Source organism: Ruegeria sp. AN11, assembly GCF_056536005.1.
The window spans coordinates 533,609-558,908 of sequence record NZ_JBQFJD010000002.1 but is presented as its reverse complement, the minus strand read 5'-3'; the positions used below and the strand labels follow the sequence as shown (position 1 = coordinate 558,908).

Annotated in this window: 24 protein-coding genes; 7 read left to right on the top strand and 17 right to left on the bottom strand. The window is 58.3% G+C overall.

Going from position 1 to position 25,300, the window contains the following annotated elements:
• Window positions 1-586: 586 nt before the first annotated feature.
• The 11 genes from ACR3EQ_RS22410 to ACR3EQ_RS22360 form a co-directional block, all read right to left on the bottom strand.
• Complete coding sequence (locus tag ACR3EQ_RS22410) at window positions 587-931, bottom strand: RidA family protein (RefSeq protein ID WP_480492165.1); 345 nt, start codon at window positions 929-931, stop codon at window positions 587-589.
• A gap of 14 nt (window positions 932-945) precedes the next feature.
• Window positions 946-1,152, bottom strand: a complete 207-nt coding sequence (locus ACR3EQ_RS22405; RefSeq protein ID WP_480492163.1) for an FAD-dependent oxidoreductase — start codon at window positions 1,150-1,152, stop codon at window positions 946-948.
• A 131-nt stretch (window positions 1,153-1,283) separates the two neighbouring features.
• Window positions 1,284-2,114, bottom strand: coding sequence for a DeoR/GlpR family DNA-binding transcription regulator (locus tag ACR3EQ_RS22400; protein ID WP_480441482.1), 831 nt, complete (start codon window positions 2,112-2,114; stop codon window positions 1,284-1,286).
• Between the two features lie 330 nt (window positions 2,115-2,444).
• Window positions 2,445-4,145, bottom strand: coding sequence for a Na/Pi cotransporter family protein (locus ACR3EQ_RS22395; RefSeq protein ID WP_170611598.1), 1,701 nt, complete (start codon window positions 4,143-4,145; stop codon window positions 2,445-2,447).
• 4 nt (window positions 4,146-4,149) lie between these two features.
• Window positions 4,150-4,947, bottom strand: a complete 798-nt coding sequence (locus tag ACR3EQ_RS22390) for an inositol monophosphatase family protein (RefSeq protein ID WP_170611596.1) — start codon at window positions 4,945-4,947, stop codon at window positions 4,150-4,152.
• A gap of 251 nt (window positions 4,948-5,198) precedes the next feature.
• Window positions 5,199-5,426 (bottom strand): hypothetical protein, encoded by a 228-nt coding sequence (locus ACR3EQ_RS22385; protein ID WP_170611594.1) that lies wholly within the window; start codon window positions 5,424-5,426, stop codon window positions 5,199-5,201.
• A gap of 280 nt (window positions 5,427-5,706) precedes the next feature.
• Complete coding sequence (locus ACR3EQ_RS22380) at window positions 5,707-7,218, bottom strand: AMP-binding protein (RefSeq protein WP_170619641.1); 1,512 nt, start codon at window positions 7,216-7,218, stop codon at window positions 5,707-5,709.
• Entirely contained in the window at window positions 7,215-8,636 is a 1,422-nt protein-coding gene (gene sauS / locus ACR3EQ_RS22375; RefSeq protein ID WP_480492161.1) for an acylating sulfoacetaldehyde dehydrogenase, read from the bottom strand. The genes ACR3EQ_RS22380 and sauS overlap by 4 nt, the downstream gene beginning before the upstream one ends.
• 60 nt (window positions 8,637-8,696) lie before the next feature.
• Complete coding sequence (locus ACR3EQ_RS22370; RefSeq protein WP_152459978.1) at window positions 8,697-9,656, bottom strand: Bug family tripartite tricarboxylate transporter substrate binding protein; 960 nt, start codon at window positions 9,654-9,656, stop codon at window positions 8,697-8,699.
• A gap of 43 nt (window positions 9,657-9,699) precedes the next feature.
• Window positions 9,700-10,155, bottom strand: a complete 456-nt coding sequence (locus ACR3EQ_RS22365; protein WP_170611589.1) for a tripartite tricarboxylate transporter TctB family protein — start codon at window positions 10,153-10,155, stop codon at window positions 9,700-9,702.
• Window positions 10,152-11,663, bottom strand: coding sequence for a tripartite tricarboxylate transporter permease (locus ACR3EQ_RS22360; RefSeq protein WP_152459976.1), 1,512 nt, complete (start codon window positions 11,661-11,663; stop codon window positions 10,152-10,154). The genes ACR3EQ_RS22365 and ACR3EQ_RS22360 overlap by 4 nt, the downstream gene beginning before the upstream one ends.
• Before the next feature lie 113 nt (window positions 11,664-11,776).
• Here ACR3EQ_RS22360 and ACR3EQ_RS22355 point away from each other — a divergent pair, with 113 nt between their 5' ends.
• On the top strand, window positions 11,777-12,817 hold the full coding sequence (locus ACR3EQ_RS22355) for a LacI family DNA-binding transcriptional regulator (protein ID WP_170611587.1): 1,041 nt from the start codon (window positions 11,777-11,779) through the stop codon (window positions 12,815-12,817).
• A 53-nt stretch (window positions 12,818-12,870) separates the two neighbouring features.
• Here ACR3EQ_RS22355 and ACR3EQ_RS22350 read toward each other — a convergent pair whose 3' ends face one another.
• The 6 genes from ACR3EQ_RS22350 to ACR3EQ_RS22325 form a co-directional block, all read right to left on the bottom strand.
• The gene (locus tag ACR3EQ_RS22350) at window positions 12,871-13,164 is read right to left on the bottom strand and encodes a hypothetical protein (RefSeq protein WP_170611585.1); all 294 of its coding nucleotides are present in this window, start codon (window positions 13,162-13,164) and stop codon (window positions 12,871-12,873) included.
• The gene (locus ACR3EQ_RS22345; RefSeq protein WP_170611583.1) at window positions 13,154-14,206 is read right to left on the bottom strand and encodes a hypothetical protein; all 1,053 of its coding nucleotides are present in this window, start codon (window positions 14,204-14,206) and stop codon (window positions 13,154-13,156) included. Before ACR3EQ_RS22345 ends, ACR3EQ_RS22350 begins: the two co-directional genes overlap by 11 nt.
• Complete coding sequence (locus ACR3EQ_RS22340; protein ID WP_170611581.1) at window positions 14,203-14,613, bottom strand: DUF4383 domain-containing protein; 411 nt, start codon at window positions 14,611-14,613, stop codon at window positions 14,203-14,205. Before ACR3EQ_RS22340 ends, ACR3EQ_RS22345 begins: the two co-directional genes overlap by 4 nt.
• A complete protein-coding gene (locus tag ACR3EQ_RS22335; protein WP_480492159.1) occupies window positions 14,610-16,094 on the bottom strand; it encodes an FAD-binding oxidoreductase in 1,485 nt (494 codons plus the stop codon). The genes ACR3EQ_RS22340 and ACR3EQ_RS22335 overlap by 4 nt, the downstream gene beginning before the upstream one ends.
• 343 nt (window positions 16,095-16,437) lie before the next feature.
• The gene (locus ACR3EQ_RS22330; protein ID WP_480492158.1) at window positions 16,438-16,800 is read right to left on the bottom strand and encodes a YybH family protein; all 363 of its coding nucleotides are present in this window, start codon (window positions 16,798-16,800) and stop codon (window positions 16,438-16,440) included.
• A gap of 193 nt (window positions 16,801-16,993) precedes the next feature.
• Window positions 16,994-19,063, bottom strand: coding sequence for an oxidoreductase (locus tag ACR3EQ_RS22325; RefSeq protein WP_480492156.1), 2,070 nt, complete (start codon window positions 19,061-19,063; stop codon window positions 16,994-16,996).
• A gap of 167 nt (window positions 19,064-19,230) precedes the next feature.
• On the opposite strand from ACR3EQ_RS22325, the gene ACR3EQ_RS22320 reads away from it, so the two are divergent.
• The 6 genes from ACR3EQ_RS22320 to ACR3EQ_RS22295 all read left to right on the top strand — a co-directional run bounded on the left by ACR3EQ_RS22320 (window position 19,231) and on the right by ACR3EQ_RS22295 (window position 25,282).
• A complete protein-coding gene (locus ACR3EQ_RS22320) occupies window positions 19,231-20,034 on the top strand; it encodes a helix-turn-helix transcriptional regulator (RefSeq protein WP_480492409.1) in 804 nt (267 codons plus the stop codon).
• A gap of 301 nt (window positions 20,035-20,335) precedes the next feature.
• Window positions 20,336-21,613: a flavin-containing monooxygenase gene (locus ACR3EQ_RS22315; RefSeq protein ID WP_170611572.1), complete on the top strand. Its 1,278-nt coding sequence runs from the start codon at window positions 20,336-20,338 to the stop codon at window positions 21,611-21,613.
• Between the two features lie 17 nt (window positions 21,614-21,630).
• Entirely contained in the window at window positions 21,631-22,047 is a 417-nt protein-coding gene (locus ACR3EQ_RS22310) for a RidA family protein (protein WP_170611570.1), read from the top strand.
• Between the two features lie 84 nt (window positions 22,048-22,131).
• Entirely contained in the window at window positions 22,132-22,806 is a 675-nt protein-coding gene (locus ACR3EQ_RS22305) for a DUF1028 domain-containing protein (protein ID WP_170611568.1), read from the top strand.
• A gap of 15 nt (window positions 22,807-22,821) precedes the next feature.
• Complete coding sequence (locus tag ACR3EQ_RS22300) at window positions 22,822-24,318, top strand: aldehyde dehydrogenase (RefSeq protein WP_480492154.1); 1,497 nt, start codon at window positions 22,822-22,824, stop codon at window positions 24,316-24,318.
• 25 nt (window positions 24,319-24,343) lie between these two features.
• Window positions 24,344-25,282, top strand: a complete 939-nt coding sequence (locus ACR3EQ_RS22295; RefSeq protein ID WP_170611565.1) for a LysR substrate-binding domain-containing protein — start codon at window positions 24,344-24,346, stop codon at window positions 25,280-25,282.
• The last annotated feature ends 18 nt before the right edge of the window (window positions 25,283-25,300 follow it).

Genomic DNA, 25,300 nt, shown 5'->3' with positions numbered 1-25,300 from the left:
CACAGCGTCAGTTATTGCACCGAAAGTTCCGGGTTTGACGCGGACCGCAGTACTGCATGTATTGCGAGACGGATCAAAGGATGATCGACGACTTGAGACACGGTGCAGCCGCTTCCCTTGGCATTCTAAACTTGAACGTGAGGTTCGAATGCTTGCCTTTTGTCACTCAGATTTTGGAACCAGGCCATTTGTGAATTAATTCTCAGAACGAATTTCGACCTGAATGATCTCAGGGTACCCTATTCGGATGGCGCGTCGCGTTTCAGTCACGCCTGACTGGTCAATCAGAGTAATTTAGCCGACACACAAGAAAATACACTGCAGAGTGGTTCAGTTTTCCAACATTCTTTGAAAGGTTGGCTGCATAAGACCGCGATCTGTTTTTGCCCGCATTTGGCGAAATACAGGCTTCAGAGAACCGAGTCGAATTGATCTTTAATTAAATAGCCACTCACCCACCGGCACCTATTCCGTTGACGGCCAACGAATTTCACCAGAACCAAGGCGGTGAACTTTTTCGAAGAACGGCAGACGCAACCGACCGCTTCATGCCTTATGGTCTGGGCAAGGCGGTTTGATTGATAAATCAGTCGCAGGCAGCGGTGACGATCATCTCGACCTTCAGAACATCGCGCGCCAGTTTGGCTTCGCCGCACGCGCGGGCCGGAGCGTGGCCCGCCGGCACCCAGGCATCCCAGACTTTGTTCATCTCGGCAAAGTCTGCCATGTCCGCCAGCCAGATCGTGCATTGTAGAACTCGCGTCTTGTCACTGCCCGCTTTGGCCAGCAGATCCTCGACCTTGGCCAGGATATCGCGGGTCTGATCCGCCACAGTGGCCGCATCCGAAGTCTGCCCACACAGATAGGCAACTCCATTGTGCTTGACGATCTTGCTCATGCGTTGGCCGGTTTCGATACGGGTGATTGTCATGTCGGATCTCTCCATCAAGGGACCTTGCGGTCAATTCGGTCAATGCGGAAGGGCGATAGATTGAAACGGCCTGCTCCGCCAGTCATCAAATCCGCCAGAACCTGCCCTACGACAGGAGCCATCTGTAATCCATGCGTTGAAATCCCGAAAGCGTGAAAGGCGCGCGGCGTATCCGCGGCCGATCCGATGACCGGCAGGTTGTCAGGCATGCAGGCCTCCAACCCGGCTCACCTTCGTTGCTTGCCAAATCTCTGTCGACGCTTTCGTCAACGGCCAAACCTGACATCAGAAGTATCTGTTATTGTCTCCCATGGGCAAGCGCGCTTTTGTTTTCCTTTGATCGCGAAACAGGTCAGGTGATCGCGCCACCGCTACCCTTCTTTTTCTTCTTGCCACCCCGGCGAGATGTGATGTGAATTTTGACCCCTGCATCCTTCAAAGCCGCAGCAAAAGGTTCGGGCGGTGCAGCGTCGGTCACCAGATCGGTGACCTGGTCGAACCGGCAGGCTACATTGGCCGCTCTCTCTCCGAACTTCGTGTGATCCACCGCAACGATCATGCGCCGGGTGTTGTTATGTAACGCGCGCGTCAGTTCAGCCTCCAGCGGGTTTAGCGCAAGAACCCCTCCGGAAAGCGACAGGGCATCCGCGCCACATATTACCGCGTCATAGCTGTACTGGCAGGCAAGCTGCTCGGCGGCACGACCGAAACTGCCGCGTTCGGATCGAATGACCTCTCCCCCGGCCAGAACCGCACGGGTTCCGTTGTGATCAGCCAGCGATGCGACAACCGACAGCGAATTGCTGACCACGGTCAAATTTTTCCGGTCGCGCAATTGCTCGGCGACATGCGTCATGGTTGACCCCACCGTAAGGAACAACACCATGCCGTCCTCGACAATCTGACTGACTTTTTTCGCGATAAGCGTCTTTTCTTCCGCGTTGAGTTCCAGCGCCCCGGAAAACATGGGTGTATCCTGCGCACGCGACAGAAAGGTCCCGCCGTGCACCCTTTCAACCATGTTTTTCTTTGCCAGGCCCTTGACCAGTCGGCGAACGGTTTCTTCCGATACGTCCATGACCTGCGCAATCTGTGTATTGCGTGCCGAGCCTCCCAGCCGCGCCAGCACATCAAGCAGCTCTCGGCCGCGGTGGGGGATGTTTTCGCTGTCGTCAGCCATCATCAAATTTCACCATAGTTTAGCCTAAAGTTCCACGTCGCAGGCAATTGTTCTGTGACAATTTCCGCCTTTTGGGTCGGGCACCCTCATTTTCCAACAAATTCGTTCACTGGGCCGGGCTTTGTTTTTTAGCTTCAAGTCGAGTGTCAGCTTGACCGCCCTTTGGTTCGGCTCTGTTTCGTTGTTACGCGCCTATTGATCCGAAACAAACGTGCGGGGTCCGATTCAGATCACAACGCGGCTTTGAAGAGGTTTGTGAGATTGATGGCGTTTCCGCCGGGGCTGTCGTTGAGGTCCTGCAAAAGGCGCGGAAGCCGCCATCGACCGGTGCTGTCATCCATCGGCCTCTGTGTCCGCATCCTTTTCCATCCGCGGCATTTCTTCGATCAGGCGCGTTTCAAGCAATTGTCCGTTCCGATACAGGATCGGATAAGCCACGGCCGCGATGTGACTGTTGAACTCCCGGAACGCGCGCAATGTCTCCAGATGGATGTCGCTGGTCTCAAAACTTTCCGTGCTGCCATGCTGCAAACGTCTGAGGTGGCGTTTGCGACTGTCACGCTCGGCCCGCTTGATCTCGGTTTTTTCAAGGCTCAACAGGCGGGCGCTTTCCAGATCGTCCGAGATCAACACATTTGAGGCCAATTTCAGATTGGCCAGGATACCTTCGTGCATTTCGACCAGTTCCGACCATCCCTCTTTCGAAAATGAGGCCCCTTTTTTGCGCATGTCGGCGGCCAGAACGGTCAGTCGCTTGGCAACGACATCGCCTGCGGTTTCCAGACGGATTGCGTATTCCATCAGATCCCGGGCCACCTTGGCGTTTTGCCTGCCGAACTCTTCGGCTGAAATGGCGGCCACGTATTTCCGGATACCCGACAGGCAGTCGTTCACGTCTTCATCCACCAGCCGAACAGCACGTATCTGCTCCTTGTCACCGCTGCGGTACAACTCCAGCGACGGCCTGAACATCGACTCGACCAGATCGCTCATCCGCAACAGCTCGCGCTTGAGACTTGAAAGCGCCTGGCTGGGGCTGCCGCTATTGCGCATATCCAGCGCGCTGGTCGGACGGCCCGGCTGGACCATCGCCTCGGCTGATTTCGGCTCCGGAAAAAGCCGCTCGAATGGTGCACGCAAACGTCCGCAGAACGGCAAAGCCAACACCAGCAACGAGGCGTTGAACGCCAGATGCGCATTGACCAGCATCTGCCCGCCTTGCAGATCCCCCAAAACACCCGCACGCAAAGCCGCAGTAGCTGCAAACAGGGTGACCACGGCCCAACTGCCACGCAACGCGAGATTGGCGAACGGAATGCGCCTGGCTGGCATTTCCATCCCCCGGGTCAGCCAAACCGGTATGAAGGCCGAGCCGAAATTAGCCCCCAACACCAACGACAGTCCGGCGGCAAACGGAATTGCGCCAATCTGAACCAGTGTCACACACATCAGGATCGCCGCAACCGATGAATGCATGACAAAGGCCAGCGCTCCGCCGACCAAGAATGCGGTTATGTAATCTCGGGCCAGATATTCTGCGACGGCAGGCAGAAAAGCACTGTCCCGGATCGGATCCATCGCCTCGCGCAGAAAGCGCAATGAGATCAGAATGAACGCAACACCCATCAGGATGCGACCCAGTTGCCGGGGCTTTTTGGACTCGGTCTTGACGAAGAGATACCCGCCAATCGCCAGCAGCAGCGGCACCAGCCAGTCCAATTTGAAGGACAGGACCTGGATAATCAGCGCCGACCCAAGATCGGCCCCCAGCACAATCGCGAGGCCGGTGGGAAAAGCCAGAAAACCGCCTGCGGCAAAACCGGATGTCAACAATGCAACTGCGGCCGAACTTTGCAGAACCACCGCCATTGCAAGACCGACCATTGATGCCTGCACATAGCTGCGCTGGCCTGTCATGACCCGCTGGAAAGAGGCTCCGTAGCTGCGCTCGATCCCGGTGCGCACCATTCGCACCGCGTAAAGCAGCAACATCGTGGCTCCGGCCAGACTGATGAGGAAGCTTACAATCGCCATGATCCTATCCGTTCACCATTTCCAGCATTTCAGCATGCAGCTCGGGCGTCGCCGCCGAAATCACACAACCATCCGAATTCAGGTCGAGTGGTTTACCATCCCAGTCCGTCATCACCCCACCTGCGGCCTCGATCACGGCCAGCACCGGCAGAAAATCATAAGGTTGCAGATCATAGTCTATCACTGCATCCACATGCCCCGCCGCAAGAAGCGCGTGCGGATAGCAGTCATAGGCAAACCGTCTGGTCTGACCGGACTGCATCAGCTTGGCGAATAACGCCGGATGATCACGATAGATCTTATCCCCTTCATTCACAAACAGGATGGACTGATCCAACCGCGTCTGGTTCGAAGTCGCGATCTCCTTGCCGTTCATTGTCGCGCCCTGACCGGATACACCAATGAAAACTTCATCTATCGCAGGCATGCCGATCACTCCGATATCCGGCTTACCATCGATCAGATGCCCAAGCAGAAAGCCAAAAAGCGGATGCCCCGAAAGGAAAGACCGGGTGCCGTCGATCGGATCTATTATCCAGACTTCGCGGCGGTTCTGCCCTTCAAACCCATGTTCTTCTCCAAAGATGCCGTGATCCGGAAAGTGTTGTTCCAGGTAGGCCCGAACCTGCGCCTCGACACCCTTGTCGGCCTGCGTCACCGGGCTCTCGTCGGACTTGAACTCAACACCAAGTCTGCCGCGAAAGTACCCCCGTGCCGCCTTGTTGGCCAATTCGGCAATCTTCACCGCGTGTGACACCAATTCGGCCGTTTCGAACGTTTGAGAGTTCTTTGGATTCAGCATCCGTTTCTGTCCTGTTTACTTATGGAGTCTTGGCTCAGTGCAACAACAACTGCGAATGAACCCGCCGAAGGTCCCATCCCACGCTACTTGGAGCGTTTTTCACTACCGGAGCCGCAATCTTTGCCCGATTGCTGATAGGGTCCTGTTGTTCGGCGCACCATCTTGTGCCACGCACAACGCCAGACCCTTCGAAGAAACCATGGCTTTGCAGTGATCCGGGCAAACAAACCCTCCGCTCCCGAAGGTTATGACTATAGCGTATTTGCGGCATCAAAATCCCACATTTCGCGATCAATCCCCACAATAAACCCACAAATTCTCTCCAACACAAGTGAATAGTACTGTTTTTGTTTGTTTTCCGGACAACTGTGTGGGTGTTTGGGGATTTCACAGGCCTCTTTCCAACCGGCTGAAACAGCTTGCGTAGAAAATGGGGTGTAAACAACGCCCGCACCGTCGGCCACACCGATACGTCGCAAGCTCCACGCTTCTTTGACGCGTAAGATCCGGCGCTCTTTTTACCCGAAGCCGGTCCCCATATTGGCCGGGTCGGACAACTCATTACCGAAAGCGAACGGTATAACAACGCTTCACAAGCCGTGACCGCGAAGATTACGCCGAAAGTGCGCCTACGAGCTGGCGCTAGTTTACTTTTCAGAGCTCGAATTTTCCGATCTGCTGGCGCCCACGCGCCGGCAGCACGATCTGGGAACAGAGTTGGCCGGTAGCGGCGTGAAACTCGACCACCCGACCTGCATGTCAAACAGACCTTTTGCTGGCCTTTTCATCGATCATCTCGAGGATCTTGTTTCGCTGGATTTTTCCGGATGGCCCCTTTGGCAGGTCCTGCAAAACATGAACTTCATCGGGCGACTTGAAATGGCCCAGTTGAGCATTGCAAAGCCTGGACAATTCCAGTGGCGTCAAAGAGGAGCCTTCGCGAATTTTCACCGCTGCCTCGACAGTCTCACCATAACTGGCACAAGGTCGGGCGAATGCGGCCGCTTCGACAACATCGGGATGAGAGTAAAGCACCTCGTCAATCTCGCGCGGCGCAATGTTTTCGCCCCCTTTGATGATAAGTTCCTTCAGCCTGCCGGTGACATAGACATAACCATCCTCATCCATACGGGCGAGGTCTCCGGTCCGCAGCCAGCCATCGGATGTAAATGTGCCTTCGGTTGCGTCGGGGTTCTGGAGATATTCCAGCATGACATTCGGACCGCGTATGACCAGTTCACCTTCTGCTCCGCGTGGTACGGGCCGGAGGTTCTTGTCAAAGATATCCGCCTCATTCCCAAAAGGGATGCCCGGTGATCCGATTTTGCGAATGCCGGGCGGCAACGGATTGGACAGTATCTGCGCGGCGGTTTCCGTAAGCCCCATGGTCTCGACAATCGGGATTTCGAAACGGTTTTCAAAAGCACGCTGCACGTCCGGCGCCAAAGCGGAAGATGCAGAGCGGCCAAAACGCACACGATGGCGGGTCGGCGCATCCGGTTTTGTATCGGAATGCAGCAGGTGGGAAATGATGGTCGGGACAACCGAAAACCATGTCGCCTCGGCCTTCCCAAGGTTTTCCCAGAACCGGCTGGCGGAAAATCGTTCACACATGGCCAATGATCCGCCAGAGACAAGCGTTCCCATAACCGTCACGCACAGGCCGTTGATGTGGTAGATTGGCAGAACGCAAAACCCGCGATCAGCTTCGGACAGCTCATGTGCAACCACCGTGGTCCAGCCGCCCGCCAACAGGCTGGAATGGGTGTGAACGACGCCTTTTGGGCGCCCTGTTGTTCCGGACGTGTACATCAGAAGCGCGTGATCGCCCGGCGAAAGGTCGTGCAGATCGCCATCGGCATCTTTCGCATCTGAAATTCTCAACACGGTTATTTTCGCTGGGTCGGCCGTACGTTCAAACAAATCCACCTGTTCGGGGTGCACAAAACCATAGCGCGCACCGCTGTGGTCCAGCGCATAGGCCACCGCGCTGTCCCCCGCGACGAGGTTTATCATCGTCGCCCGGAACCCGCCGTAAAGGACGCCGAAAAGGACCTCCAGCGCTTCGCGGCAATTGGGATAAAGGATGGCGATGCTCTCTCCTTTTTCGACACCTGACCCGGTCAACATGACCGCAATTCTCTGCGCAGTTTCGCGCAGCTCGGGCCAGCTCAGGTCGCTTGCGCCATCCGGAAAAACGAAACCGGTTCCGCCCTCGGCTGCCCGTTTGTCCAGCCAGTCACGGAGGGTTCCTTTGGGCGGGTCGATCATTGCCCGGCCTCCGACCAGTACTTTCCGAAAATCTCTCCCAGCGCGGGCTCCCGCGGCGGAGTTTCACGCACGACTTTGGTGGTCTGGATGAAATGCCGCCAATGCAGGTTTGTGTCGATGGAGTTTCCCCCCCAACTGCCACAGCCCATCGACAGGGAAAAAGGCATCCCGTTGGTAAAGCTACCGCCGGTGGCAAAGGTATGCGCCTGGTTTACGATAACACGACAGGTCGGCAGATCCCGACCCAACCCGATCGCGCGCGCGTCGTCCTTTGTATGAATTCCAACCGAATGCCCTGCCCCCTGATGTGCCAGAATGCGGGCGGTGATTGTCCGGGCCTCTTCGAAGTCTGCCGCGCGATAGAGCGCCAGAACCCGGCTGAGCTTTTCTCCAGACAGGGGATGATCCGGGCCGATCCCGTCAGTCTCAACCGCCAAATATCGGGTTCCCTCGGGCATCTTGCCCGCCATGCCCAGCGCTTCAAGCATCCTTTCCGCGTCCTGCGCGATGACCGAACGGTTGAGATGACCATCGGGCCAGAGCCGGGCGATGATATCACCTGCTTTGGAAGAACGGACCAGGGCACCACCCTCGGCGGCCATCGCCGCAACGAAAGCGTCGTAGACCGCATCCACCACGACCACAGCATTCTCGGACGAACAGGAGGTCGCGTTGTCGAAACACTTCGAAGCGGCAATCTTTGCCGCTGCGGCCTGCAGATCGGCCGTCTCGTCGACAATAACCGTGACATTGCCAGCCCCAACAGCCACCGCCGGCGTGCCGCAGGATTGTGCGCGATGAACATTGTTTTGGCTGCCGGTGCAGATCACCCGGTCAACAGCCTCCATCAACCGTTGTGTCTTGGCCTTTGACCCGGGCGCAGGCAGCATCTGCACCAGATCGCGATTAAGCCCAAGCTTGTCGAATTCGGCATGTATGTAGCCAAGCAGCAATTCACAGGACGCAACACCTTTGGGGGACGGCGCGACCACGATGGCATTGCCGCCCTTGAGTGCATTGATGATGTTGTTGGCCGGCGTCGCGGCAGGGTTGGTCGACGGCACAACCGCACCAATCACGCCGATGGCGCGCGCGATCTCGGTGATACCTGTTGCCGGATCATCGCTGATAATCCCGTGCGTATTGGCGTCGGCTATATCGCGCAGTAACCCGAGCGTCTTGCGGTGGTTCTTGGTGATCTTGTCGGGCACGTTACCCAGGCCGGTGGTTTCCACGGCCAGTTCGGCAAGGGCCCGGTTGCGTTCCGGTTCCATGATGGCCCATCCCGCTGCAAGTGCCGCTTTGTCATATAGCGCCTGACTACCACTGGCTTCGAAAGCAGACTGAGCGGCACGCGCCCGTTCGACGATCCGGTCCACTTCGGCAATTTCGGGGGCAATCCCGTCCTGAGCGTTCATCTTGGTCCTCGATAGATTGACCGGGGCGGACCTGTTCCGCCCCGTTTTAGAATGTCCGGGTCAGAGACCGGCCAGCAGTTCGTTCAGTGTTTGTTGACGCTGGCCCCACATCTCTATCACCTCGTCACGGGTCATGATGTGCATCGGCGACCCGCCGGCCTCCATCTTCTTGGCGACGCGCGAATTGGCGAACATCTCAGGTACTGTCGCGGCCAGCTTTTCAATCACTTCGGGCGGTGTTCCTTTTGGCACCATCACACCCCGGAAATTGACCGACGAGTTGTCCACGTCCAGCCCCTGTTCCATCATCGTTGGAACATCCGGCAGGAACGCGTTGCGTTCAAGATCGGCGACACCCAGAATTTTGACATTGCCCGCTTCCTGCGCGCGGAATGCGTCGGACAGGTTGTTGATGCCGCCCATGACCTCACCGGCAATCACGGCCTTCATGGCCGCCGCGCCGCCACCCTTGGTCGGGATATAAGCCATCTTGGTTCCGGCTGCTTTGTCGATTTGCAGCGCCGCGATGTGGTGGCCCACAAACAATCCGGCACCGGATACCGTCAGCTTGCCCGGGTTTTCCTTGGCATAGGCAATGACATCCTGCATCGAGTTGAACGGGCTGTCGGCGCCCACGACAAATACCGCCGGATCCGCACCCCAGTTCGCGATAGGTTCGAAACTGTCGGTCGAATACTCCACGCCACCCTTGATCGACTGGGCGATGAAATGCGGAACATTGTAGGCCGCCAGCGTATAGCCGTCTGCATCCGCCTGCGTGGCGAACCAGTTCCAGCCCACGCGGCCACCCGCGCCGGGCTTGTTGATGATGGCGATGGGCATTCCCAGCGCGTCCTCGTTTCCGGCGGTCATGGTCACGATCCGCGCCTGAAAGTCTGTCGCGCCGCCAGCCCCGTAGCTGACCATCATCATGATCGGCCGTTCGGGATAGTCCTCGGCCGCCGCCGCACCCGTCAGGCTCATGAGGGCCAAAGCCGCCCCGGCAATCAATCGTTTCATTTTGCGTTTCCTCCCTGATTTGGTTCTTCCGCTGTTTGCGCGGTCAGAACAGAATTTCCCTTGGCGTGTGGACGTTCAGAAGCATGGAAAAGAGGCCGTACATCACCGCCACGAAGACGCCCGTGATGATCCCGCGCCGGATCCAGCTTTTGACGTCCGAATGCGGCGCCGGGTCATAGATCGACAGCAGGATGAAGAAGGCGATTGTTGTCGCGGTGTAAAAACCCAGCGACTTGGCCGCCCAGAACACATAGATCAGCGTCACGATCAGACCCGGCAGCATGTTGACAAACATCGTGCGCGTGACGCCGTTGCCAACCTTGGACAATCCCATGACTGCCTTGCCAAACGTCCATCCGGCCAGAACCACAAAAACGGTTGCGATCAGACGCGGGAACAGGAACGCCTCGGCCGGTTGCTGGGTGTAGCTGACCCAGGTCACCCAAAGGCCGACCGAAAAGACAAGACCTGATCCGAATACATGCTGCGAACGGTTCATGCCTGTGCCTCCTCTTTGGTGGTGTAGCGACGGTGGCGCAATTCCATCCAAACCGAATAAGCGACCGACGCCAGCACAATGGCGATCAGGAACAGGTTCAAACCGCCACTCAGGAAGTATGCGGCCTTGCCCACGGTGGCGTCAGCAATCATTCCGCCCTGAATGAAGTTGGCTTCGGCGATGGGTCCCAGGATCAGGCCCAAAACCAGTGGCGCCGCCGAAAAACCAAACCGTTCCAGAAAGAACATGCCTATCCCCAGGCAAGCCATGACATAGACGTCACCCATCGAACCCTGAACCGAGTATGCTCCGAAAACGGACAGCGCCAGGACGATTGCAGCCATCACCGATTGCGGCACCTGCGCGACACGGGCTGCAAGACCGGCAACGTAAAGGCCAAAGATGCACATCAGCACCTGCCCGATCAGCATCGAGTTGATGAAGGTCCATGCCACGTCCGGGTGGTTGTCGAACAGGTCCGACCCCGGGAAGATGCCGTGGATCAGCAATCCGCCCAGCAGAACCGCAGCGGTGGGGCTTCCGGGGATCGAAAGGGTCAGCAGCGGCACCAGAGACGGGCCGACCATGGCATTGTTGGCGGATTCCGCGGCAATGACGCCCTCGGAATGACCGGTGCCGAACTTGTCTTTTTCGGATGAGAACTTCTTGGTCTGGTCATAGGCCACAAGGCCCGCGATCTGCCCACCGACACCCGGGATCAGGCCGATGATCGAACCTGTCAGGGTTCCGATGCTTAGGGCCCGCGTGCGGCTGAACAGCTCCCGGAAGGCGGCCATTATCGAGTGGCGCTGCACCTCGATGACCTCGGCTCCGGCATTGTGGCGCCCTTTGGCGAACATCGTCAGAACCTGCGGGATTGCGAAAAGTCCGATCAGGGCGGCAATGATGTTGATGCCGCCACCCAAGGCGGGATGAAAAATGAACCTCTGCGCGCCCATGATGTCGTCGAAGCCGATGGTCGCAAGCCACAGCCCGATGCAACCCGACAGCAACCCTTTGACAACCGACGCGGAATCCAGCGTTCCGATCACCGTGACACCCAGAATGGCCAGCCAGAACAGGTGCGACGGACCAAAGGCCAGCGCCCATTTCGCCAGAACCGGGGTCAGGAAGATCAGAAGCAAAACGCCAAATATCCCGCCGACGGCCGAGGCGAGAAAGGACAATTGCAGCGCCCGCGCACCCTGTCCCTGTTTCGCCATGGTGTGCCCGTCCAGCGTCGTGGCGATATTGGCAGGCGCTCCGGGGATTTTCAGCAAAATGGCGCTGACCGCGCCGCCCGCGACGGTCGAGGTATAGGCAGCGCCCAGCAGGATCAGGCCCTGCGCGGCCTCAAGCTGGAAGGTGAACGGGATCAGCAACGCAACCGCCATCGTGGGTGACAGGCCCGGCGTCGCCCCAAGGATCAACCCGCCGATCGTGCCACCCAAAAGCAACAGGAACGAGAGCGGCGTGAACACATCTCCGAAGTAGTAAATGAATTCCATTCAGGGCCTCCCAACCCGTCGGTTCACACTTTTACTTTTGTTGACAAATCAGGTTAGGCGATGAAAATAGTATTGCAAATGTTTTCATAAAATCGACTGTGCGAGAGGGTTTTATGGCTAAATTTCAGAAGGATAAGGTGGATATCGTGGCCGTTGCAAAGGCCGCAAAAGTTTCACCCTCGACCGTTTCCCGCACCTTCAACCACCCCAATCTGGTCAACCCTGCGACTCGGAAAAAGATCAACCGGGCCGTTCAGCGATTGGGCTACATCCGCAACCGCGCGGCTCAGACGATGCATGGAAAACGGTCGGGCACGATCGGCCTGGTGGTGCCAACAATCAATCACGCCATTTTTGCCGAAGTCATTCAGGCTTTTTCGGATTCAATCGACAAGGCCGGCTTCAGTCTCTTGCTGGCGTCGCACGGGTATGACCTGGATCGGGAATACGCCATGGTTCGCAAGCTGCTGGAACATCGCGTCGACGGCGTGGCACTGGTTGGGTTGGAACATTCCGATGCCACCGCCCGACTGATCGAACAGCAGAAAATCCCGGCGCTTGCGATCTGGAACTATTCCGAGGATTCCGCCCTTCCCTGTGTTGGGGCAGACAATCGACTGGCAGGACGTCTTGCGACCGAGCACCTGCTGGCCTTGGGGCACCGGGACATTGGATTGATCTTCCCCAAAACGACCGGCAATGACCGTGCGCAAAACCGGCTGTCCGCCGTGCATGATGCACTTGAGGAAATGGGCGTATCCATCCCGAGCGAGCATGAGTCGGAAGCTCCGTACAGTGTGTCTCAGGCCAAACAGGCCGCCCTGACCCTTTTGACGGAACAATCTCGTCCCACGGCCCTGCTTTGCGGAAATGACGTCATCGCGCAGGGCGCTTTGTTTGCGGCCCAGAGCCTAGGTTTGAAGGTTCCCGATGACCTCTCGATCATCGGTATCGGGGATTTCAAGGGATCCGCAGATGTCGAACCGGGGCTCACCACCATTCGCATCCCCGCCGAAACCATCGGCAAGCTCGCCGGTGAAAGGTTCACCGACTACATAACCTCGGACGAACCAGAGCCTTTCAGGCTCTGCTGTGAACTGGAGTGCATTGTCAGGGGAACAACTGCCAGCACTCGTTTTTCCCGAACTGTTTGAATGGTTCTTGCCCAGTAAGACAAGACGACCGCGTGATCCCAGGCGGGCCTTGCTCAATCTGCCTTCGGCATGGGCAAGCAGCCTGTCAATCCCGCAGGCAGCACCATCCAGGCCCCCGACCGATACAATAGTGGCACGAAGCCATCCTGCTCGGACGTGAGTGTAACGCTGACAACTGAAGCTGAGATCATCGATATTTCGTTCGGAAGGGACTGCAGAAACCCGTCGGTCGGGAACAAGACGACATAGGCCGGGGCCTCGTCCGTCAACAGGGCCGTCACCAGCATGATGACCAGCCAGCCGATCAGCATTGAAGGTAATGCAATCAGGACAGACCTAGTAGTCATGGATATGCTCCAGCTTCTGCTCTCCTATATCTAATGCACGGATCCGGTCGGCCAATTCGGAAACTTTCACCACCATCAGATGCCGGTAATCGCCAGACCCTTGCCGTAAACGACTGTAGATAGCACCGTCCATGTCCGGATCACCGGACAGGACTGTGAACAGGATGTCGTCATTCCCTGCGATCTCCATAAAATCCACTCCCTCACGCGCCCAGCGTTGCAGCAGAAGGGTCAACGCGCGGTATCGGGGAGTTTCCACTTCGATCCCCTGCGGATGCTCCGCCAGAACATGAACACCCTCCTCTTTGTCCAGCAGGGAACGGTCCGCATTTTCAACAATCATCCGCAGGGTCGGTTCATCCTGACCCACCTGCGCCACCGCATCGGCGATCACATCCGCATAGGCGGCCTTGACCCCGTATTCGATCCCCAGGGCGATCCGCCGCTCACGGTCCCGCAAATTGTCCGTGGCCTGTTCGTTCAAATCAGCCCGATCCTCGCGAAACCGCCATTTGTACCACGGAACCTGCTGCAAAAACCTGGCATAGCCAGCGGCTTGGCTGGCCGAGAGATCATCCAAAGGCGCCCGTGTCTGTCCGCGCAGCGCCGCGAAAACCCGGCCAAAGGTTTCCTCATAGGCGGCTTTGAGCAGCAATTCGGCGGAAAAACTGACCCCGATCACATAGACCATTTGCTTGGTCGCGCCATCAACCGCGCCATGGGAACTTGCAGCAGCACTCAGCGCGCAAAGCGAAGACCAGAACCCTCCGACAGCGCGAAAATATCCGTACTCATGCGGATCACCGGATTGGATGACCGTGGCGTAATCCTCGTAAGCATGAACGATGTGCCATTCCGGATAGGTCATCAGGGTCCGGGTTTCGGGTCGGTGAAAGGCGGGATCGATCAGCGCCTCATAGGCGGCAGGCTGGCCCGACCCCCGGCACATGATTTCCACATAGGCAATCGGCGACAGCAATCCCGCAACGCAGATCACTACCACCAGAAACAGCCATTTGCAGTATCGCCACAGCCGCCTCACCCGTGCTCGGCTCCGCCGCGAAACCCGGCCCAGACGCCGATTCCGCCCAATGCCAGATGCGGCAGGTTCGCAAGGAACCGCGGCAGCGACCAATCGGTGCCCAGCGATGCGTTGGTGAATATTCCAAGATCAAGGAACCCGTAGCCGGTGAAGATGCCGAATATCCCATCCCCCAGATAGGCCAGCCCGAACAGGATCAGGAATGTCCGCGCCGCCCGATGGGAAAGTAGCCCCGCGATCAGCGCCCACAGGGCCGAAGCCACATGCAGTGCATCGTCGTAGATATCCAGCGCAAAGATGCCAAAAACCAACCCATCTTCATCCGTCAGGCCCGGGATATAGTTCAGCGACGCCGCGATCATGAGCGCCACGAAATACCCCAAACACAGTTTTTGCAGATTGCTCATAGCTGCCCCAGATACTGATCCCAAAGATTGTTGCGCAGCACCAGATCGGGGTCCAGTTCCCGCTTTGCTTTCGCAAATTCCTCTGCCCGTGGGTAGGCACCGGTCAACTGACCGATTGTGGCGTGCGGGCGGTAAGGCAGGTAATAGGCCCCACCGATCTTGACGATCCGGTCAATCAGCGCGCGGGTCATGCGCGCCATATCCGCCTCGCCGCGTTGGGTCAGCTCCTGACTGAAAGACATGACGGCAGCAATCCGCGGTACACGGGCAAAGGACAGCACGGACTGATCGTCCTGCGCCACATACCGAAGGGTCACGTTCAGGAACTCCTGATACGAGGCCGGGATCACCTCGCGGCAGGCCTCGACAAAGCTGTCGAAAGCGTCAAACCCGACGAAATGCTCGTGCAAAATGTCCGTCCGGTCGGGGTTGCGATCATCCAGTGTCACCACCGGTTCATTGATCAGCGAGTTGCGCGTCACCTCCCCCGACCCCAGAGCCGGGCCCACTTTGGTTTCATTCCACCAGCGGAAGGATTTGAATGTCTCATTGCCAAGCTGGGCGCGATAGATCCGGCTGGCCGCATGGGCCATCCATCCGGAACCGGAGGCCGCCGGCAGATCGTCTTGATCTTCGGTCTCGCGATATGTGATCATCAGCGCCTTTTGAAAGAACGACACGCGTTCCACATTCAACCGCCCGTAGGCCATTGTCACTGTCGGATCCATGATTGCCGCCTTGAAACGGTCAGCAAAATCGCCGGTTTCCATCACTTCAAATGCCGGAGACAGCCGGGCATTTCTGACCATCTCGATCTCCATGTCCACAACGACCCCGATAAGGCCGTATCCCCCCATCGCAAGGTTGAACAGATCGGTGTTTTCGGTTGGTGAACAGGTCACCAGATCGCCGGACGGCAACACCATCCGCAGGGACCGCACAGTGGATCCCATCGGTCCGAACGGCACGGGCCAACCATGCGCATTGACCGAATAGGTCGCAGCGAGGCCGAAGTCATTGTTGGATTGCATCACTTTGGGCGACCATCCCTGGGGGTCGAGCGCCGCAATGACATCCGACCACCGCGCGCCCGCATGGGCGCGATAGCTTTGATTGGCCGTATCCAGTTCGATACGCGCATTGTCAAAAGTCATGGCCGTGCCATCACGCGGGATCGCTTGCCCCCCCATGGAATGACGCGCCGCGCCGACGTTCAGGGGCCGTCTTTCTGCACGCGCCTGTGACATTTCTCGCCGGATCACCGCAACCAGTTCCTGATCGCCCTCTGAAATCCGCAGATGCTTGTGGATCGGCGTCGCCGACAGACCGCTTGCATCGTTCAGGTAGTTCTCCCCGGTCGGCGCGACGATGCGGTTTGCACCTGCATAGGTGGGCAACTCCGCCCGAAACAGGCCTGCCAATCCCCATCCCGCCAAACCACCGGCACCGACCAGCGCGGCGCGGCGTGTAAAATTCTTCATTATGTCTTCCTCCCACAGTCGGTGCGGAAACCCAAAACAATACTGAAATCAGCTGAGCTAATACCGTGTTTTGGAGGAGTTATCTCACAAAGTCATGGCCGCAGGGAAGGCACCGCAGAGAAATGAAACCAAGTGGCAATTTCCGTGTGCGAAATGCCTGGACGGAAACACGCCATTCCGCCCGATGACAGGAAACTCTGCATCGGTCTCTCACGTTTTCGAACCCGCCGGTGGCAGATTTCTGCGCGGATATTCAGACCGCCTTGAAGCCAGTGATCAAAGCCGACCGACGAACATCACGACAGCTTGATGCAAGTGACGAACAATACCCGCACAGCTTTGTTCAGGCGTCGAAGTTCCATATGTCGCGCTGAACCTTCCATCCGTCGTTGCCTTTCTGGAAGTAGAGAATGTACTTCCCTGAGAGGTCCTGCCCTCCCATCGAGCCCGTCAACGTTCCCATGGTAACGGCAAAGTCTCCGCTGACATGCGCCCCGGTCGGGTTGGCCACGACGTTGCTTAGACCTCCGTCGATTGCGGCCTGCCAATACTCGCGGATCGCGGAGTGACCCGACATGGTCGGTGCGCCCGGCGGCATGATCGCGCCGTCTTCGGCATAGGGTGCGGTTGCCTTGCCGGCATCCTTTGCGTTGATCCCTTCAATGATTGCCGCATCGAGCGCTTTAACGGTGTCCAGAACTGACATCTTCTCCTCCCGGTTTTTCGCAGATGATCACAGACTACCACAGTTGCCCGAGTCGCTTCACATCTGCGATGCCAGGACTAGGTAAGCCCCGGGAAAAGCGGAAGGCGACGAAGGCCAATCGGCTCAGCTTAGGTCGCTTTGCCTCAGGTCCTCCATCGCCCGATTGGCGGCGGCAAACAATCCCACGCCAATCTCAATCCGTTGCCAGTTCCGTGATCTCGCGGCGGAAGGGCAAGGCGTCCCCGATATCCGGCCCGTCCAGCTCGCGGGCGTATCGATGCCCGGCATAGGTCGCCCATGCAATCGGCCCCGGTGCATTGGCGTCTCCGATCAGCTTGACGGACTTGATGCCTGCGTCGGCCCAATCGGTCTCTTTCGCCTTCAGGGCGTTGTAGACGCCATTGTTCTCAAGCCGGGATGCGACCATTACGACGGCATCGGCTTCGATCTTCCAGGTGCGGTCCGTATACACACAGTTCGATACCACATGATCGGTGTGGATTTCCGCCACACCCTGATTGAGCACGATTTCGACCCCCGCTTCGACCAGTCGCGGGTGGATAGCGATCTGTTCCAGCGTGTTGTTCGTCCAGTCGCTGACATAGGCTGACGGCGTGACGAGCGTCACCTGCGCTCCGTTTCTGGCCAGCAACTCGGCCAGCACGCCACCCATGTAGTAGTGGTCGTCGTCATACACCACCACGCGACCCGAAGGGATCGTACCATCCATCAGGTCGTCAGGCGTATAGACCTTGGCGCCATCTGCAATCGGCATTGGCACGACATGCTGACGGGCAACACCGTCGCGACGCCATGTGGATCCGGTCGCGATACAGACGTTTTCGAATCCGAACTCAAGAATGCTGTCGGCATCCAGTTCACTCTCGCGGTAGATCTCCACGTTCGGGCGCTGTTGCAACTGGTATTCCCGGTAGTCCACGACACGCCCCCAGGCGCTGAGCCCCGGCAACGCGCGTTCGCGGGTGACACGTCCTCCGATCACGTCCCGCGCTTCGGCCACGGCCACATCGTAGCCGCGGCGGCACAGCGCCCAGGCCGCTTCAAGTCCCGCAGGACCAGAGCCAACAATCAGCACGTTCGAGCTGTCGCCCTTTTCGTTCATCTTCTCGGGGTGCCAGCCCTTGCGCCATTCCTCCATGAAGGTCGGGTTCTGTGTGCAGCGGCTGATCGACATGGTCATGTCGCCGGTGATGCAGATATTGCAGCCGATGCATTCGCGAATGTCGTCGATCCGGCCTTCCTCGATCTTCTTCGGCAGGAACGGGTCGGCAATGGATGGGCGGGCGCAGCCGATGAAATCCAGCGTTCCGGACTTGATCATCCTGGCCATCACATCCGGTGAAGTGAACCGCCCTACCCCGACGATGGGCTTTTCGGTGAGTTCATGAATGCCGCGCACAAGATGTTCCTGCGCCGCCTCTTCCTTGAACCGCGACGGGCCCGAGCAATCTTCCCAGGTGCCTTGCGCCAGATCCCAGAGATCGGGCAGATCCTTGTTCATCTCGACATAGTCACGCACCTCGGCGTTCGAGAAGCCAAGTTCGCCGATGGTTTCGTCCAGCGACACCCGCAGCGTGATCGCCATCTTGTCGCCCACAGCGTCGCGCATGTCAGCGATGACTTCCTGACTGAACCGGGCCCGGTTTTCCAGAGAACCGCCATATTCATCGCTGCGCTGGTTGGTGGCCCGGCTCAGGAAGTGCTGAAAAATCCCGAACCCGTGTGCGCCATACAGGCAGATCAGGTCAAATCCGGCATCCTGCGACCGTTTGGCCGCATTCACGAACCAACGGCGCAGGTCCCGGATGTCCTGCTTGTCCAGTGCGCGCGCCTGAACCGGATCGTTGGTGAACGTCCGGATCGGCAATGCGGTCGGTGCCAGCGGTACCTCTTTCGTGTAAAGGTTCGGCCCGTTGATGCCCGAATAGGCCAATTGGATCCCGGCCAGCGCGCCATGTTCTTTCATTTTCTCGGACATCTTGCGCAGTTGCGGAATGTCCTTGTCTTCCCACAAACGCAATTCGATGAACGGCGTGATCTCCGAGGTATGGTGCATCTCGCACTGTTCCGTAAAGATCACGCCCCAGCCGCCCTCGGCTTTGATACCTCGCATCGCGGCAGCAGCCGAAGGATCACGATAGCCGCCGCCATTGCAGTGCGGCACCTGATAGAAGCGGTTCTTGGCGGTCAGCGGGCCAATCTTCATCGGTTCGAACAGAACATCATAGCGTGGATCGCGCATTGCTGGATCTCCCTTAGGCATCTGGCGGTATCGCCCTGTGGCGGGCCGAAATTCTGATGGTCAGAGCGTATTTCGCGCTGGATATACCCCCTTATTCCGAAAATCATGGTAGATCATGGATCACGAGGGGGTATATACCCCCAAAGAGGTATAGCGCCGTGGACCACATGCCCAAGCCAGAGCTTCTGGCAGACACAATCCTGTCCATAGGTACCACCGGGTTTGCCCGGCGATTGCAAAACTGGCTCGGCGCCTGCCTGCGTATCGATAACATGACCATCGTCGCTTTCTTCAAAAGCCAACAACCGGAGGTCTTTCTGGCCCAAGCCAGCGAGAAGCGCGTGTTTGAACGTATGAACAGCCACTATGTAACAGGCGCCTACCTGCTGGACCCGTTCTATTCCCTGCACGCGGCAGACGCGACAGATGGGATGTACCGACTAAGCGACATTGCCCCGGACCAGTTTCATCGCAACGAGTACTACAAATCCTACTATCAACGCACCACGCTCGCCGACGAGATCGCATTCTTCTCGTCTCCGACGCAGGGCGTGTCGATAACCGTCTGTCTGGGGCGGGATGCGACCACCGCATCACGGTTTTCATCCCGTGATCTTGAACAGGCAAGGCAGCTGGCCCCGGTTGTAAACGCGCTGGTCAGGCAGAACTGGTCGGACCTCAGACCGCGGGGCTCAGACACGCCGGAAGATGTCGTCGATCTTTTGCGTCACCGACTGTCCTCGGAACTCGAGATCAGTTTGAGCGCAAGGCAAGCTGAGATCGCACTTTTGATCCTGCAGGGGCATTCGTCGGTTTCCATCGGCCTCACGCTTGGGATCAGCCCGCAAACCGTCAAAGTCATACGCAAGCAGCTTTACAGGAAATGCCAGATCTCTTCGCAGGGAGAGCTGTTTTATCTGATCGCACCGTACCTGTCCGATCACGGCCAACTGCAATCAAAACAAGCGTAAATCCTGCCAGATTAGCCAAAACCTAACTAAGGGTAAGCTAGACAGTAATTTCGCCCAATTCCAACTTGTGGAACGTTCCTCACGAAACGCGCAAGGCGTGCTGGATCGGCACGGAAAGCTGTAATCGCGAAGTGACCGTCGCCCGAACAATGGTCACTTTTACGACTGCACGCCGTCCTCCGAAATCGGTGATTACAGGGGCCTCCATATTTGGAGCCGTCTGACAGACCCTATCCAGTTCAGCCATGAGTTTGCCCGGCCATTTGTGTCGGACCGAGATACAGTCAAAGGGAAACGAAACATGCCCATCGAGAAAACGGACACACTGGTTGTTGGTGGCGGTCAAGCCGGTATCGCGCTCAGCGAGCATTTGGGAAACAACAATGTTCCGCATATCATTCTGGAAAAGAACCGGACGGCCGAGGCATGGCGTACCGGTCGCTGGGATGCTCTGGTCGCCAACGGCCCGGCCTGGCACGATCGTTTCCCGAGCCTGCTGTTCAAGGGCGACGATCCGGATGCCTTTGTCTCGAAAGACCGGGTGGCCAACTATCTTGTCGAATATGCCGAAATGGTGAACGCGCCCATCCGCGAAGGCGTCGAGGCGCTCAGGGCCGAGCGTATGCCCGGCGAGGGCGGCTTCCGTGTCGAAACTTCGGCCGGTGAAATCCATGCCAAGCGCATTGTTGCCGCTACGGGCGCTTTCCAGCATCCGGTGATCCCGCCGATTGTGCCGGAAACGGAAGGTGTCGACCAGATTCACTCGTTTTTCTACAAGAACCCCGGCCAGTTGGCCGAAGGTGCCGTGATGGTCGTCGGTGCCGGATCATCCGGCGCACAGATCGCGGATGAGCTGAACCGGGCCGGCCGCAAGGTGTTTCTGTCGGTTGGACCGCATGACCGCCCGCCGCGCCGCTACCGAGGCCGGGATTTCGTCTGGTGGTTGGGCGTTCTGGGCCTGTGGGACGTGGCCGCGATGAAGCCGGGAACCGAACACGTGACCATCTCGGTCAGCGGCGCCTATGGCGGACACACAATGGATTTCCGTCGTCTTGGCAACGAAGGCGTTACCCTGGTTGGCATGACAAAAAGCTTCGAGAACGGCGTTCTGAGCTTTGCCGACGATTTGCAGCGCAATGTGGCCGCTGGCGATGCCAATTATCACGAAATGCTGGATTTGGCGGACGCCTATGTGGACCGCACCGGGCTTGATCTTCCGGAAGAACCCGAGGCCCGCGAAGCCTTCGCCGATCCCGACAGCCTGACCAATCCGCTCGGTTCGGTCGATTTCACCAAGGAAGGCATTACCACGATCATCTGGGCCACGGGCTTCCGTCAGGATTTCAGCTGGATCAAGGCCAATGCCTTCGACAACAAAGGCGCGCCGATCCATCAGCGCGGGGTTTCGGTTGAACCGGACGTGTATTTCCTTGGCCTGCCCTGGCAGTCGCGCCGCGGCTCGACCTTCCTGTGGGGCGTCTGGCACGATGCGAAATACATTGCCGATCAGATCGCGATCCAGCGGGCCTATGCCGATTATGACGGCGAAGCAGCCATCATTGCCCCCGCAGCAGAGTAAGAAGACAGGACCCCGACATGGCGCATACACGTATCCGCAAATTCAATACCTCCGACACCTACCCCGAGCAAAACCTCGACAACGACCTTTGCCAGGCCGTTGTGACTCAGGGTGGCAAGACCGTCTACCTGCGTGGCCAGTGCCCGCAGAACCTGGACGATGCGGTCAACATCGAAAGTCACGACCCGGTCGAGCAGACCCACAAAGTGATGCAGAACATCAAGCAGCTGATCGAGGAATGCGGCGGCTCGATGGAGCATCTGGTCAAGGTCGTCGTCTACATCACCGATGTCCGCCACCGCGAGGCCGTCTATCGCACCATGGGCGAATACATCAAAGGCGTTCACCCGGTCTCGACCGGTCTGGTGGTTCAGGCGCTGGCACGTCCGGAATGGCTGGTCGAAATCGACGGCACCGCCGTTATCCCTGACTGATCGTTTCGATCAGTCGACAGACCGGACCGCGTCCCTTTCTTGCTCTCACGCGCGGTCCGGTTGCTGTGATTCAAGGAGACCTGAATGACTTTTTCATTGGTTGCCCGTTGCGCTGAAACCGGAATGTTTGGCTTAGCGATTTCCTCCTCGTCGCCCGCCGTGGCGGCCCGCTGTTCCTTTGCCCGCGCCGGAGTCGGGGCGGTCGCAACGCAGAACGTGACCGACCCCAGCCTTGGTCCGCTGACGCTGGACCTGATGGAACAGGGCAAGACCGCACCCGAGGCTATCGAGGCCATGAAGGCCGGCGCAAAATTCATCGAATACCGTCAGGTGCTGGCTGTAGATACGGCCGGGCGCACCGCAATTCACTCCGGCCCGAACAGCCTTGGTATCTGGACACAGGCGCAGGCCGAGAACGTCGCATCGGGCGGGAACCTGCTGGACAATGACGGCATTCCGCAGGCCATCGTCGACGGGTTCCTTTCGGCCTCGGGCCATATCGGCGACCGCCTGATTGCCGCGATGCGCGCGGGACTTGCTGCGGGTGGCGAGGCAGGTCCGGTGCATTCCGCAGGCCTGAAGATTGTCGACAAAGTTAGCTGGCCGGTGGCCGATCTGCGCTGCGACTGGACCGAGGATTGTCCCATCGAGGCTGTTGCAACCGCTTGGAATATCTACAAGCCACAACTGGACGCCTACATCCAGCGCGCACTCGACCCGCGCGAGGCGCCGTCCTACGGCGTTCCCGGCGACCAGTAATCAGGGAGAGACAGAATGTTGGACTATTCACACGAAGACTGGAAAGCCCGTGCCGCCGGTCTGTCGTTCCGGGGGCAGGCCTTCATCAATGGCTCGTTCGTCGATGCGGCCTCAGGCAAGACCTTTGACAGCGTCAATCCGGCCACCGGCGCGGTTCTGACCAAAGTTGCGGGATGTGACGAAGAGGACGTCAACCGGGCCGTTGCCGCGGGACGCGCTGCGTTCGAAGATGGCCGTTGGTCACGTATGGCACCGGGGGACCGCAAGGCGGTGATGCTGAAACTGGCCGACCTGATCCGGGACAATCTGGAAGAGATGGCGCTGCTGGACAGCCTCGACATGGGCAAGCTGGTCACTGATGCCGCCACCATCGACGCGCCGGGGTCCGCGCATTTCTTCCAGTGGTATGCCGAGGCCATTGACAAGGTCTATGACGAGGTTGCCCCCACCGGTCCCGGCGATCTGGCACTGGTCCGTCGCGTCCCCCTTGGCGTCGTTGGCGCCGTTACCCCATGGAACTTCCCACTGGACATGGCCACGTGGAAAGCCGCCGCCGCGCTGGCCGCAGGAAACTCGGTTGTGTTGAAACCGGCCGAGCAATCGCCACTTTCGGCATTGCGCCTGGCCGAACTGGCCGCCGAGGCCGGTGTCCCGGACGGGGTCTTCAACGTCGTGCCGGGCTATGGCGCGACGGCCGGTCGCGCGCTGGGTCTGCATATGGATGTGGATTGTCTGGCCTTCACCGGCTCGACCGCCATCGGCAAGATGTTCATGCAGTATTCGGGGCAGTCGAACCTGAAACAGATCTGGCCGGAAACCGGCGGCAAAAGCCCCAATCTGGTCTTTGCCGATTGCGAGGATCTGGACACCGCCGCCGACATGGCCGCCTTTGGAATATTCTTCAATCAGGGCGAGGTCTGCTCGGCCAACTCGCGGCTTTATGTCGAACGCTCGATCAAGGATGCCTTCGTCGAAAAGCTGATCGCACGGGCGCAGGCGACGCAGCCGGGCGACCCGCTGGACCCGGCCTCGAAAATGGGTGCCATCGTCGACGAAAAGCAGACGCAAGGCATTATCCGTTTCGTCGAAGAAGGCAAGAAATCGGCCAATCTGGTGACAGGCGGCGAGCGTGTCACTGTAGACGGCAAAGGCTGCTTTGTTCAGCCCACCATCTTTGACGACGTGAGCCACGACAACCCTCTGGCCCGCGATGAAATCTTTGGTCCCGTCCTGTCGGTCATTCCCTTTGACAGCGAGGATGAGGTCGTCGCCATGGCGAATGACTCGATCTACGGTCTGGCGGCCTCGGTCTGGACCGACAACCTCAGCCGCGCCTGCCGGGTGTCCGACAAGTTGATGGTCGGCACTGTTTCGGTCAACACCGTTGACGCCCTGTCTGCCCAAACGCCATTTGGCGGCATGAAACAATCGGGCTTCGGACGGGATTTGTCATTGCACTCGCTTGAAAAGTATACTGCTTTGAAGACCACGTGGATCAAGTACACGGCTTGATCCGCAACCACGCGGGGATGCGCCATTGCCTTTCAGATACACGCTGCGGCAGCTGGAATACTTTGTGGCCGTTGGAAAGGCAGGCAGCATCGCCGCTGCCAGCGACAAACTGAATGTCTCGTCGCCGTCGATCTCGGCGGCGATCACCCAGCTTGAGCTTGAGTTCGGCGTCAATCTGTTCGTGCGTGAACACGCACGGGGCCTGTCACTGACCAAGGCCGGGCACAAGTTCATGGAACGCACCGAATTCGTTCTGCGCGAGGCCGAACTTCTGGCGACGCTGGCAGGTGAAATCACCGGCAAGGTTCAGGGCATCCTTTCTGTGGGTTGTCTAATGACCTTTGCGCAGATCGTCCTGCCCGGATTGCGGCGGGAATTCGAGATCACATACCCCGACGTGCGCATCGAGCAGCGCGAACTCAATCAGGCGGAAATCTTCAGCCAGTTGCGCCGGGCAGAACTGGATATCGCGCTGACATATGATCTGGATATCCCTGCCGATCTGGAATTCCGGCCCCTTCACAAGCTGCCGCCCTATGTTGTCCTGGGTGAAGGCCACCCGCTGGCCGACCGGACAGAACTGACGATCCCCGATCTTCAGGACAGCCCGATGGTGCTATTGGACCTGCCGTTCAGTGGTGAGTATTTCCTGTCTTTCTTCCGGGATGCCAATATCAAACCGAATATCGGGGAACGCACTGCCGACATGTCCGTGATGCGGTCCCTGGTGGCCAATGGCTTCGGATTTTCGATCGCAAATATCCGCCCCCTGAATGTGCTGTCGCCCGATGGCAAAAAGCTGATCTTCGTTCCTTTGGCAGGGGATCTCAGACCGATGCATCTTGGGTTGCTCACAGCGCGCGCCGAGAATGAAACCAACACGGTGAAGGCCTTTGTCGAGCATTGTGAACAAGCCGAGAAGTCCGGCACGCTCCCGGGTCTCTGCAATCAGAAAGCGGGCTGATATCAGCTTCGTTTTATC